This window comes from Streptomyces sp. NPDC059477 (assembly GCF_042749375.1).
In the GTDB taxonomy this organism is placed as follows: Bacteria; Actinomycetota; Actinomycetes; order Streptomycetales; family Streptomycetaceae; genus Streptomyces.
Genome location: NZ_JBHYUG010000030.1, coordinates 68,233 through 78,934, shown reverse-complemented (window position 1 = coordinate 78,934; position 10,702 = coordinate 68,233). Strand labels below are relative to the sequence as shown.

13 protein-coding genes and 1 pseudogene are annotated in these 10,702 nt (G+C 73.1%); 3 read left to right on the top strand and 11 right to left on the bottom strand.

Annotation, left to right across the window (positions count from 1 at the left end; all coding sequences use genetic code 11):
• The 3 genes from ACFXAZ_RS17685 to ACFXAZ_RS17675 form a co-directional block, all read right to left on the bottom strand.
• Positions 1–381, bottom strand: a 381-nt coding sequence (locus ACFXAZ_RS17685) for an RNA polymerase sigma factor (protein WP_384591355.1), incomplete at its 3' end; no start/stop codon positions are given.
• Between the two features lie 111 nt (positions 382–492).
• Positions 493–1,860 (bottom strand): carotenoid oxygenase family protein, encoded by a 1,368-nt coding sequence (locus ACFXAZ_RS17680; protein WP_384591352.1) that lies wholly within the window; start codon positions 1,858–1,860, stop codon positions 493–495.
• Positions 1,861–1,896: 36 nt separating this feature from the next.
• The gene (locus ACFXAZ_RS17675; RefSeq protein WP_384591349.1) at positions 1,897–2,463 is read right to left on the bottom strand and encodes a hypothetical protein; all 567 of its coding nucleotides are present in this window, start codon (positions 2,461–2,463) and stop codon (positions 1,897–1,899) included.
• 316 nt (positions 2,464–2,779) lie between these two features.
• Here ACFXAZ_RS17675 and ACFXAZ_RS17670 point away from each other — a divergent pair, with 316 nt between their 5' ends.
• Both ACFXAZ_RS17670 and ACFXAZ_RS17665 read left to right on the top strand, forming a co-directional pair.
• Entirely contained in the window at positions 2,780–3,745 is a 966-nt protein-coding gene (locus tag ACFXAZ_RS17670; protein ID WP_384591346.1) for a D-2-hydroxyacid dehydrogenase family protein, read from the top strand.
• Between the two features lie 138 nt (positions 3,746–3,883).
• On the top strand, positions 3,884–4,171 hold the full coding sequence (locus ACFXAZ_RS17665) for a chaplin (protein WP_384591343.1): 288 nt from the start codon (positions 3,884–3,886) through the stop codon (positions 4,169–4,171).
• 165 nt (positions 4,172–4,336) lie between these two features.
• Here ACFXAZ_RS17665 and ACFXAZ_RS17660 read toward each other — a convergent pair whose 3' ends face one another.
• From ACFXAZ_RS17660 to chpG, 8 genes are all read right to left on the bottom strand, one after another.
• Entirely contained in the window at positions 4,337–5,203 is an 867-nt protein-coding gene (locus ACFXAZ_RS17660; RefSeq protein ID WP_384591340.1) for a tyrosinase family protein, read from the bottom strand.
• Positions 5,187–5,669 carry a tyrosinase family oxidase copper chaperone gene (locus ACFXAZ_RS17655; RefSeq protein WP_384591338.1) on the bottom strand — a complete coding sequence of 161 codons (483 nt, stop codon included), beginning with the start codon at positions 5,667–5,669 and terminating at the stop codon, positions 5,187–5,189. The genes ACFXAZ_RS17660 and ACFXAZ_RS17655 overlap by 17 nt, the downstream gene beginning before the upstream one ends.
• A 109-nt stretch (positions 5,670–5,778) precedes the next feature.
• On the bottom strand, positions 5,779–6,291 hold the full coding sequence (locus ACFXAZ_RS17650; RefSeq protein WP_384591335.1) for a hypothetical protein: 513 nt from the start codon (positions 6,289–6,291) through the stop codon (positions 5,779–5,781).
• A gap of 146 nt (positions 6,292–6,437) precedes the next feature.
• Positions 6,438–7,049: a vitamin K epoxide reductase family protein gene (locus ACFXAZ_RS17645; RefSeq protein WP_384591332.1), complete on the bottom strand. Its 612-nt coding sequence runs from the start codon at positions 7,047–7,049 to the stop codon at positions 6,438–6,440.
• Positions 7,049–7,546, bottom strand: coding sequence for a DUF5949 family protein (locus ACFXAZ_RS17640; RefSeq protein WP_384591329.1), 498 nt, complete (start codon positions 7,544–7,546; stop codon positions 7,049–7,051). The genes ACFXAZ_RS17645 and ACFXAZ_RS17640 overlap by 1 nt, the downstream gene beginning before the upstream one ends.
• Positions 7,547–7,802: 256 nt before the next feature.
• Entirely contained in the window at positions 7,803–8,090 is a 288-nt protein-coding gene (locus ACFXAZ_RS17635; RefSeq protein WP_384591326.1) for a hypothetical protein, read from the bottom strand.
• A gap of 254 nt (positions 8,091–8,344) precedes the next feature.
• Complete coding sequence (locus ACFXAZ_RS17630) at positions 8,345–9,124, bottom strand: hypothetical protein (protein ID WP_384591323.1); 780 nt, start codon at positions 9,122–9,124, stop codon at positions 8,345–8,347.
• Between the two features lie 298 nt (positions 9,125–9,422).
• A complete protein-coding gene (chpG, locus tag ACFXAZ_RS17625; RefSeq protein ID WP_384591320.1) occupies positions 9,423–9,662 on the bottom strand; it encodes a chaplin ChpG in 240 nt (79 codons plus the stop codon).
• Positions 9,663–9,907: 245 nt separating this feature from the next.
• On the opposite strand from chpG, the pseudogene ACFXAZ_RS17620 reads away from it, so the two are divergent.
• Positions 9,908–10,702: pseudogene (locus ACFXAZ_RS17620) on the top strand (hypothetical protein); the annotation flags it as partial.

Below are 10,702 nucleotides of genomic sequence, written 5' to 3'. Positions count from 1 at the left end.
GCGGGGGGGGGGGGTGCCCACCCCCCCGGGCGGGGGGGGTCGGCGGGGGGCGGCCGGCCCCCCCCCCCCCCCGCCCCCCGGCCGCAGCGCCAGCGCCTCGCGCAGCACGGACCGGCCGGCGTTGCGCACGATCATCCGCAGCCAGGCGCCCACGGCCGCCGGGTCCCGTACGTCACCGATCCGCCGCAGCGCGGTCAGTGCCGCGTCCTGCATCACATCGTCGACATCGGCACCCGGGCCCAGCACGCTCAGCGCGACGGCCCGCATGCCCGCCCGGTGCCGCTCAAGGAGCTGGCCCAGCGCGGCGACCTCGCCCGCCTGGGCGGCCCGGGTCAGGTCCGCGTCGTCGGGCGGCGCGGAGTCGGCCGTATCACGAACCATCAGGAGATTCCTTCCAGCACCTGGCCGTCATGGGGTCTCGCGCCCGCGCGCGTGCCCCCCGCCCGGGCGAGAGCGTGAGTCGGTCGGGGTGGACCAAGGGGGGCGGGTCGGTCAGACGTCCGGCAGCCAGCTGCCGTGGAAGCCGGCCGGTACCCGGCGGGGGAGATGGACGGTGGCCACGGGCTCGCCGGTGAGGTGGTCGGCGTCGAGGATCACCAGGTCGCTGCGGTCGGTGGTGGCGTCGTAGACGAAGGTGAGGAGCCAGCCGGGGCCGCCGGGCCGGTCGTCGGCGGGTGCGAAGACGGGCTCGCCGGGCTGGCGTCCGGGGGCGAAGCGGTGGCTGCTGACACCGGCTCCGCGCAGGTCGTAGCGGTGGATCGCGAGACCGGTGACGCCCGGTTCGTAGCGGGCGAGTTCCGGGAGCGGGGCGGTGGCGGCGTAGCCGAAGTCGGCGGGCAGGCCGATGAGCCGGTCGTCGACGCGGGGGAATTCCCCGGAGTGGTCGTCCAGTTGCTCCTCGGTCAGCGTGCCGGTGGCCAGATCCACCGTCCAGCGCCACAGGAGCGGCGGGGACGGGACATGGACGCCGTCCTCCAGCCCCGGGTAGCGCATGCCGAGCAGGACCAGGCGCTGTCCGTCGCGCTCCTCATGGGCGTTGAGGGAGTGGAAGACATAGCAGGGGTCGATGTCGAACCACCGGACGGTGCCGTGCGGGTCGTCGCGGCGCAGTACGCCGAGGCGGGCACCGTAGGTGTCGGACCAGACGAAGGGCATACCGCCGTCCGGGGAGACGGCCCGCTCGGCACTGAAGACGGCCGGGAGGTCCATGAACACCACGTGATTCCGGGTGAGATGGAAGTCGTGCATCATCGTGTGAGCGGGCACGTCGACGGGCCGGCTCACGGTCAGCTCGCCGTCGGCGTCGGCGCGGTGATAGGTCAGATAGGGCGGCGCCGTCCCCCCGTACCCGAAGAAGTGCAGTTCGCCGGTGACCGGGCAGGTCTTGGGGTGGGCGGTCATGGGGGTGTGCAGCCGGCCGCCGAAGTCATGGGCGCCGAGGGTGTCGAGTTCGCTGCCCGCCGCGTGGCTCAGCTCGTAGGGGAAGGACGTCTCCACCAGGGCGAGGGTGCGCCCGGCGTGCCGGATGACATGGGTGTTGGCCTTGCCCGCGGCGAGGTTCATCGTGCCGTCGGGGCCGTACACGGTGACGCCGGACTCGAAGGTCGGGGTGCGTACCCAGCGGTTGCGGTACGAGCGGGCCGTGCCGCCGTCGAGCCGGATGCCGTGCACCATGCCGTCGCCGGTGAACCAGTGCGCGGAGGCCGCCTCGTGCGGGTTGGGGCCGTTGCGCAGATACCAGCCGGTCAGCTCGGGCGGCACGGCCCCGGTCACCTCCAGTTCGGTGAGCGTGACCTCGTCCGTCACGGGGGCGAAGTTCCCGGCGAGGTGGGGCGGCACGGAAGTGCTGTCTGTACTCACGAGTGCTCCATGGGTGTGCTGGCGCTGGACGACCGGTCAGCCGGTGTCGGCCGACCGGGCTTCGAGGGCAGCCGTACGGGCCCGGACACGTGCGGGATAGACCTTGGTGAAGACCGCCGGGGCGACCAGGCCCGCGATACGGGCGGCCCAGCCGACCCATCCCGGGGCGCCGGTCAGCTCGCAGACGATCAGCGCGAGCAGGATGAACGTGAACCCGGCCGCCCAGACGGCGGTGATGACATTGTTGACGGCGACGAAGCCGGGGCGGTTCCAGTACTCCTCGGGAGTCTGGCGCCGGGCGATGCCCAGGGTGAAGGGATGCCGCACGGCGAGGCTGCCCCAGGCGGTGCCGGCCAGCCAGCCGAAGGAGAGCACGCCGTACCAGCGCTCGGCCGGGGAGCCGGGGGCGGCGAAGGCATACACCCCGATGACGAGGAAGAACAGGACGCTGCTGGCCTCCAGCACCAGCGCGTCGGCGGGCACCTGGCGCCGCCGCTCCCGCACGAACAGCAGCAATCCGGTGACGAGACCCGCCACCGCGCCCCAGCGCCAGTCCCAGGCGGAGACACAGCCCGAGACGATCCAGGGGATGAACCCGCGCACATAGCCCACGATGCCTGCCCTCAGCCCTCTATAGGTGATTCTCGACCTGCCAACAGGGGAGTGACACAAGTTAGGGTGACGGCCATGAGCCTTCGTCCCGCCCTCCTCAGGCTCATGGTCCACCGCCCCGGCAGCGTTCGCGACCTCCTGAAGATCTCCGCCCCGACCCACCACCCAGCACGGTCGGCACGGCCATCCGAACCCCCGGGTAACTGGAGAATCTTTCTCCACTTCAAGCTATCATCGCCCTCGCGGTCGACACGCGCGGAACCCGGAGAGTCCGCTGGACACCGCGACCCGATCAAGGGAGGCACCCGTGCGCCCGCTGCTGCGCTGCGCTCTGCTCGATGACTTCCAGGGCATCGCCACCGAGGTGGCCGACTGGTCGGCGCTCGCCGGTCAGGTCGAGACCGTGCCGTTCCATGAGCACTTCACGGACGAGGACAGCCTCGTGGCCGCGCTCGCCGACTTCGAGATCGTCGTCACCCTGCGCGAACGCGTCCCGTTCCCCGGCTCCGTCCTCGCCCGGCTGCCCCGGCTGCGGCTGCTGATCGCCTCCGGGATGCGCAACACGGTCATCGACTACACCGCCGCCGAGCGGCACGGCGTGACCGTGTGCGGCACGGCCAGCTCGTCCACCCCGCCCGTCGAGCTGACCTGGGCGCTGCTGCTGGGCCTGGCGCGCGGACTGACCGTCGAGTACGGCTCCCTGCGCACGGGCGGCCCCTGGCAGTCCACGGTCGGCGCCGATCTGCACGGCCGCCGCCTGGGCCTGCTCGGCCTCGGCAAGATCGGCACCCAGGTGGCCCGGATCGGCCGGGCCTTCGGCATGGAGGTGACCGCCTGGAGCCGGCACCTCACCCGGGACCGTACGGACGAGGTCGGCGTCACCCTCGCCCCCTCCCTCGACGACCTCCTCACCACCAGCGACTTCGTCTCCGTCCATCTGGTCCTCGGCGACCGCACCCGGAACCTGCTGGGCGCCGCCGAACTCGCCCGGCTGAAGCCGACCGCCTATCTGATCAACACCTCCCGCGCGGCCATCGTCGACCAGGACGCCCTGCTCGCCGCCCTGCACGCGGGCCGGATCGCGGGCGCCGCACTCGACGTCTTCGACATCGAACCGCTCCCCGCCGGCCACCCCCTCCGCACCGCCCCCCGGCTGCTCGCCACCCCCCACCTGGGCTATGTCTCGCGCGCCAACTACGCCACGTACTACGGCCAGGCCGTGGAGAACATCCGGGCCTACCTCGCGGGCGCCCCGCTGCGCCGGCTGCCCTGACCGCCGTATCCGCCCCGGGCGCGTTCGGAAAGGGTGATCCCCTCTCACGCACCGTGACCCGCTCCCGCCCCCGGCGTTGAAGGAGCGTGCGGCGGCGAGTCCTGCCTCCGTGCTCACCCAGTCAATAAGGAGAACGTGATGTCTCGCATCGCGAAGGCAGCCGGAGTCGCCCTCGGCGCGGGTGCCGTGGTCCTCGGCGGAACCGGCATGGCCATGGCGGACGCGGGCGCCGGAGGCGCGGCCGTCGGCTCGCCCGGCGTGCTGTCGGGCAACCTGATCCAGGTCCCGGTGCACGTTCCGGTCAACGTGTGTGGCAACACCATCAACGTCGTCGGCCTGCTGAACCCGGCCTTCGGCAACACCTGCGCCAACGTCAGCGACCACGGCCACCGCGGCGGCGGCTACGGCGGCGGCTACGGCCGCTGAGCCCACCCGTCCGGCACTGCGGTCCCCGGGCCGTACGACGACGGACAGCTGAGAGCCCCGGCACCTCCGAGCGCCGGGGCTCTCCCCTGTTCCGGTACGACGATTCCCGGTACGACGATTCCCGGTACTCGCATTCCCGGTGCTCGCGTTCCCGGTGCTCCGGTGTCAGGCGTACCGGTAGATCTCCCCGACCTCCTCCAGCTGATCGGGGGTCACGTCCCAGGGCGGCAGCTTCTCGTGGCGGGCGACGATCCGGCCGTGCTGGTCGGTGCCCGGCGCGGGCGGCCTGTCGGGGAGGTAGCGGTGCGTCCGGTGCCGCTGCTGCCAGCGCGACCAGAGCAGATCGACGTAGGCGTGGTGCAGCCAGAACACCGGGTCGTTGACGGAGGCGCCGCCGAGCATCACCCCGCCGACCCAGCGATGGACCCGGTTGTGATTGCGCCAGGAGACGGCGCCCCGGCCGGTCCCCCACCCCTCCAGCTTGTTCCGGAACCCCTTCGCGGAGGTGGAGTTCCACGGCGAGACGTCGTACTCGGCGTCCTTCATCGCCCACTCCACATCGCTCTGCGTCGGCAGCTCGATCGGGTCCTTGGCCCGGCCCAGGTCCCGGGTGAGGTACTCGGCGTCGGTGACGCCCTCCCTGAGGGTCCACCCGCCCTCCGCGTACGCGAACGGGCCCTGTGTCACCTGCCGGTCGCCCGACCGCCCGTTCCCGCCGAGCAGATCCGCGCTCCAGGGCAGCGCCGTCGCGCTCCGCTCCCGCGTCCAGTCCCAGTACGGCACCGTCACCGAGGAGTCGATCCGGCGCAGCGCCTCCTCCAGGTCCAGCAGGAACCGCCGGTGCCAGGGCAGGAAGGAGGGCGCCATGTGTGCCGTACGCAGTCCCCCCTCGCCGTCGGAGACGTAGTACTCGATGTGGACCCGCACGAACTCGTCGTACTCGCCCCGCCGTTTCAGCTCCAGCAGCGCGTTCACGAACCGCCGCTTCTCGGCGGCGGTCAGCGTGCTGACGTCCTTACGCGTGTACGCCATGGTGCCCCCCTCGATGTGCCGTGGCCGTCTCCCGCAGCTGCTCCCCGGGTCCGAGCGCGTCGACGGCGGCGCGGGCCGCGTCCAGAGGCGTGCTGTACGAGCGGTAGTGGTCGACCATGCTCAGCCAGCCGCCGTCGGCCCGGCGCATCAGCGGCAGCGGGCGGCCGTCGACGGTGATGTCCCACCGCTCGGCGGCGAGCGCGCCGGCCACGGTGGTGGCGGCGGTGGCTGCGGTGCGGGCGCCGGTGATCCGGCGGCCCCGGTGGATCTCGTCGAAGGCGAGGTCCGGTGGCGGATCGGCCTGCCGGGCGGGCCGGGAGGCGGCCACCAGCGGTGCGACGGCCAGCGCGGCGGCCGACCCGAGCAGCCCCCGCATCAGCTCCCGCCGCCCGCGCCACCTCTGCCCCGGTCTTGCCACCGCCCCCTGCCCGGCCCGGCCCACTGGCCCACCGACCCTGACGACCATCGTGTCCTCCTCGTGCGTTGTCCGGTTGCGCTGTGTCGCTACCGCTAACCGCACAAGGGGCCACCCGGTCACCGTCCACGGGGCCGGTCGGGCGGGCGGGGGGGGTGACTCAGAGGCCGGGGCCCATCACGATGTCGGCGCCCGGGACCGTGCGGAGCATCGGGGCGAGGACGCCCGCCTGGGGGAGCTTGAGGTCGGGGAGGCCGAAGTTGTCGGGGTTGGGGGCGGTCAGCGGGGCGTCCACGGCCAGGCCGGGGGCGAGGGCCCGGACGTCGGCGGCCGGGGCCTGGACGGCGACATGGTCGAACCGGTCGCCGAGGAGGCGCGGCAGCGGGGCGCGTACGTTGGCGCCGGGCAGACCGGTGCTGACAGGCAATTGCGGCAGGGCGCGGTCGGGGAGCAGCCGGCCCTCGACATAGCGGGGGCCGTCGGGGGCGCCCGGCACCGGCAGCGGGAGTTCGGCGGCGATGGTCGGCATCTCCATGTTGAGGGAGTGCTCGACGCCGTCCAGCGGCACGGGTACGGGAACCGTCCCGGCCGCCGCCGCGGGGGAGGCGGCGCCCATGGCGGCGGCCATCCCGGTGACGACGGCGGCGAGGGTTCCTCGGGTGCGGGGCTTCATGTCAGCTACGGTCCTTCGACTCGGTTCCTGGGATCGACGTCCGCAGGGCCCAACGATTCCGGCCGCGCGACGAGCGCACAATTCCCCCGGGTGCCGCAGTTGTGGGACGGGGGGATAGTCGGTCCGGTGGGTGGGCGGGCCGTCGCTCAGGACGTCCAGAAGTCCCACCAGCGGGTGAGGATCAGCATGCCGATGATGCCGAGATGCACCACCACGACGACCCAGGTGAACTCCTCGAAGAGGGTGCGGACCCAGCGCGGGGCGGGCAGGAGCCGGTGGCGGACGGTGAATCCGGTGACGTACCAGAAAAGGGTGATCGTCGCGACCCACGCCAGGACGCACCACAGGCACAGCGCGTTGATCCGGTACAGGGACTCGAACTGGAGCCAGGTCACGAAGCCGACGCCGAACAGGGCGCCCGCCTCGAACAGCAGCCAGTACCAGCGGGGCAGGACGGCCCCGGTGAGCAGGGTGACGCCGACACAGACGACGACGGCGTAGGCGACCAGGCCGAGCATCGGGTTGGGGAACCCGAAGGCCGCGGCCTGGTCGCTCTCCATGACGCTGCCGCAGGACACCACGGGGTTCAGGCTGCATCCCGGGGTGAAGCCGGGGTCTTCGAGGAGCTTGAACTTGTCGAGCGTGATGACCCAGGAGGCCAGCAGCCCGGCGGCGCCGGTGAGCACCAGCAGCAGGCCGAGCCCGCGGGCGGTGCCGGTGCCGGTGGTGCGGACGTGCCGTCCCGCGGCGGTCGTCATCAGGCGCGCAGGCTGCGGGCCGGGAGGACGACGTGGGCGGCGGCGTTCAGGGTCGCGTCGGCGCCGGCGAACGCGGCGAGCGCCTCGGGCTCGACGGGCTTGCCGGGCTGGGCCTCGGGCCAGGGGCGGGTGGTGAACACGAAGTAGGCGTAGCCGCGCTGGGCGACCGCGGCGAGCCACTCCGGCGGCGGGGTGACCGTGGCGTTGAGGTGGGGCATGGCGACGACGGCGGTACCGGCCTCGACCAGCAGGCTGACCGGGAGGCTGGGCTTGACGTTGCCGTCGACCAGATCGCCGCCGACCGGCAGGTCGTTGTCGGTCAGCAGGTGCTCGACGGCGGCGGTGGTGGCGTCGGGGCCGTCGGCGGCGTCGCCGAGGGAGTAGGCGAGGAGGTAGGGCATGTCGCCGTCGGGGGCCTCGCCGCTCCAGGCCATCACGACGAGCGTGCCGAGGTCGGCGGGGTGGAAGGGGCGGGATGCGCCGGTGGTTGTGGTCACCCGCGCGACCCTAGCGGCGGGCCCGAACACCGCCGCCCGTGTTCTCACCCGACCGGGGGACGCGGTGCCGCCGTGCCACACGAACGAGGGACGGTGGGCGCCTTTTCGTCGAACAGCGCGTTTCCGTGCGGTACCGGCGGTCCGGGGGAATTTGCCGGGCGGCTCGACCGCGGTAATTCCACCATGCCGAAAGGGCCGATTCCCGGGGAATGGAATCGACCCTTTTCGGCAATTGCGTACGAAGGTCGGCCGAAGGTCAGCCCTGGAGCGGGAGCCCGCCGAGGAGTCCGCCCTTGTTGAGGGTGGCGGTGGTGCCCTTGACGGTGTTCAGCACGGAGCCCTTGTTCTCGGTGTCGAGGGCCTTCGACTGGTGCTGGAGCGGCATCGCGTCGGCGGCGGTCAGGCGTCCGCTGGTGAGGGTGTTCCAGGCGCCGTTCAGGCTGGTGGGCGTGAGGTCGGCGGTGTTGTGGGCGAACGCGGGGGCGGCGGCACCAGCGAGGGCCAGGGTTCCGGCGACGACAGCGGCGGCCTTCAGGGACTTCATCGGGTTCCTTTCGTCGGCAACCGGGGCTGCCGCAGGGAATTCTGACGTCGTGCCTAACGACCCTTCACCGGTACGGAAACTCCGTTGCGCAGAAATCATAAGAACCCACGGGGGGGGCGCTCGGGAATGCGGACCGGAAACGCCGCCGGGCGCCCTCGTGGTGAGGGGCGCCCGGGTGGTGGTGTGGTGACGGTGTGGTGGTGGTGGGTGACGGGATGTCACGGGGGGACCGTTGGGCGCGGGGCCCGGTGGTGTTACGACACCGGCAGGCTCGGCGCGGACACCGGGAGGTTCGGTGCGGCGGGGAGGCTGGGGGCCGCGGGGAGGCTGGGGGCGGCCGGGAGGCTGGGGGCGGCGGGCAGGCTGGGGGCGGCGGGCAGGCTGGGCGCCGCCGGAACGCTGGGGGCCGCCGGGAGGCTCGGTGCCGAGACCGGCAGGCTCGGCAGGGACGGCAGGCCGGCCAGGTCGGGGGCGGGGAGCCCGCCGCCGAGGAGCGCGGCGGCCAGGACGTTGACGAGGCCGGTGACCACGCCGTTCGCCGCGGGCGCGACCTTGCCGGCGTCGCCGGAGGTGGCCGCGGCGATCAGGGCGTCGACCGACTTCTGGAGCGCGGCGAGCGCGTCCGCCTCGATGCCGGCGATGCCTGCGGGCGCTCTGTCGTCGGCAGCGGCGTCGCCGCCGTCACGGGCGGGCGGTGCGGGGGGTGCGACCGGCGCGGCGGTGCTCACCTCGCCGATGGCGATCTTCGCCGCGGCGGCGAGCTTGGCGGCCTGGTCCGGGGTGAGCTGGCCGTTGTCGGCGTTGAGCGCGGTGTTGAGGAGTTCGGTGACCGGGGTGAGGACACCGCCGAGGCCGCTGAGACTCCGGGTCTGGGCGAGCAGCGCGTCCACGCCGGGGACGGGGGCCAGGGACGCCGCGGTGACGCGTTCCCCGGTCGTTCGGTGCCCGGCCGCGACCGCCGGAGCGGCGATCCCCAGGACGAGGGTGGCGCAGAGTGCGGTGGACGCGATACGCCGCTTGGACAGACCACGCATACGGGTTCCTTTCGAGTGGGGCGCACAGCCCGGCCGCGCTGGTGTGCGCGGCCGTCACCCCACCGTGCGAGGGGTCGTCGCACTCCGCAACCGAGCGGGCGCGCGACCCCGGACCCCGGCAGCCGCGCCACCTCCCCCTCGACGGCATCGGCCCTGCTGGGACGGTCCACCGGGGACCCCGCGCCGACTGCCTTGACCCACACCCCCATTCGGGGCGGCACACCTGCGTGGCCACAGACGAACCGGCCGCCCTCCCCGGCGGGGGGAGGACGGCCGGTCGCGAAGAGGCGGCGTGACGTCAGTCGTTGACGCAGGTGTTGCCGAACGCCGGGTTCAGCAGACCGATGACGTCGATGGTGTTGCCACAGACGTTGACCGGAATGTGGACCGGGATCTGGATGACGTTGCCCGACAGCACACCCGGGGAGTGCACGGCGGCACCCTGGGCGCCACTGTCGGCGGCGGCGACACCGGCGCCACCGGCGACGGCCGCGGCGGCAACGGAGGTCAGGACCAGGCCCTTCGCGATACGCGACATGGAGAAATGCTCCTTGGGATTGACACAGACATGCGGGCGGGATGCCCGGCGCTGTGTCAACGCACCACGCCCTTCCGGGTTGTGCCGCCAAAGGGGTGATGTCCCCCGCGCCACAAGCTTCACGATTCCGACACACTTGTCCGGTTTCAGTGGATTAGTACGGATAGCAGCTAGAGTTGCGGACCGTTCGACGTCCCTGTACAGCGCCCGTCAGCCCGTCCATCGCACGAAAGGGCACGCCGGTCATGCCGCACTCCCTGGGTCCGCTGCGCGGGCCCGTCCGGTGGATCTCCGCGACGCCTCGGCGATCCGCCACGCGGGCCCTGGGCCGTGCGACGGTCGGCGGTGTCGCCCTCGCCGGGCTTCTCGGCCTCACCGCGCTCACCTCGCTCTCCGCGCTCGCCTCGCCGGACGGCGCCGATGTCCCGGCCCCGCCCGCCGCCGAGGCCGAGCGCCTCGCCTTCGCCGAACGTCACCGCGCGGTCCAGCACGGCGGGTTCGTGCGCGCCGCCAACACCTCTCTCACCTGCGGTACGACCCCGTCCTGCGACAGCGCGCGGGACGGCCGGGCCGGCACCAACGACGACTTCGCCATGGAGTACGTCGACATCGACGGCGACCCGCGCACCGACAACTCCTCCCGCGCGGAGGTCCGGCTGCCCACCGGCGCGCGGGTCACGTACGCGCGCCTGTACTGGGGCGGCAATCTGCTGGCCGGCGAGCGCAAGACGGCGAAGGACAACGCCCGCGTCCTGCTCGCGGCACCCGGCGGCGCCTACCACGAGGTCCACGCCGACACCGTCGTGGGCCACCGCACCACACCCACCGCGGACGCCTTCCAGGCCTCGGCGGACGTCACCCGCCAGACCCGCGCGGGCGGCGCGGGCCTGTACACGGTGGCCCAGATCAACGCGGCACGGGGGCGGGCGGGGGGCGGGGCGGGGTCCCGCGAGGCACGGCCCGACGAGGCACCGCCCAGCAAGGCACAGTCCAGCAGGGCACAGCCCGAGGGAGCACGGCCCGGCCAGGTGGGATCCCCC

What these genes read in the sequence shown, in the direction of transcription:
- ACFXAZ_RS17660 (WP_384591340.1), bottom strand. Translation starts at nt 5,203, where the DNA reads ATGGCGTACACGCGTAAGGACGTCAGCACGCTGACCGCCGCCGAGAAG.
- chpG (WP_384591320.1), bottom strand. Translation starts at nt 9,662, where the DNA reads ATGTCGCGTATCGCGAAGGGCCTGGTCCTGACCTCCGTTGCCGCCGCG.
- ACFXAZ_RS17655 (WP_384591338.1), bottom strand. Translation starts at nt 5,669, where the DNA reads ATGGTCGTCAGGGTCGGTGGGCCAGTGGGCCGGGCCGGGCAGGGGGCG.
- ACFXAZ_RS17645 (WP_384591332.1), bottom strand. Translation starts at nt 7,049, where the DNA reads ATGACGACCGCCGCGGGACGGCACGTCCGCACCACCGGCACCGGCACC.
- ACFXAZ_RS17650 (WP_384591335.1), bottom strand. Translation starts at nt 6,291, where the DNA reads ATGAAGCCCCGCACCCGAGGAACCCTCGCCGCCGTCGTCACCGGGATG.
- ACFXAZ_RS17635 (WP_384591326.1), bottom strand. Translation starts at nt 8,090, where the DNA reads ATGAAGTCCCTGAAGGCCGCCGCTGTCGTCGCCGGAACCCTGGCCCTC.
- ACFXAZ_RS17665 (WP_384591343.1), top strand. Translation starts at nt 3,884, where the DNA reads ATGTCTCGCATCGCGAAGGCAGCCGGAGTCGCCCTCGGCGCGGGTGCC.
- ACFXAZ_RS17630 (WP_384591323.1), bottom strand. Translation starts at nt 9,124, where the DNA reads ATGCGTGGTCTGTCCAAGCGGCGTATCGCGTCCACCGCACTCTGCGCC.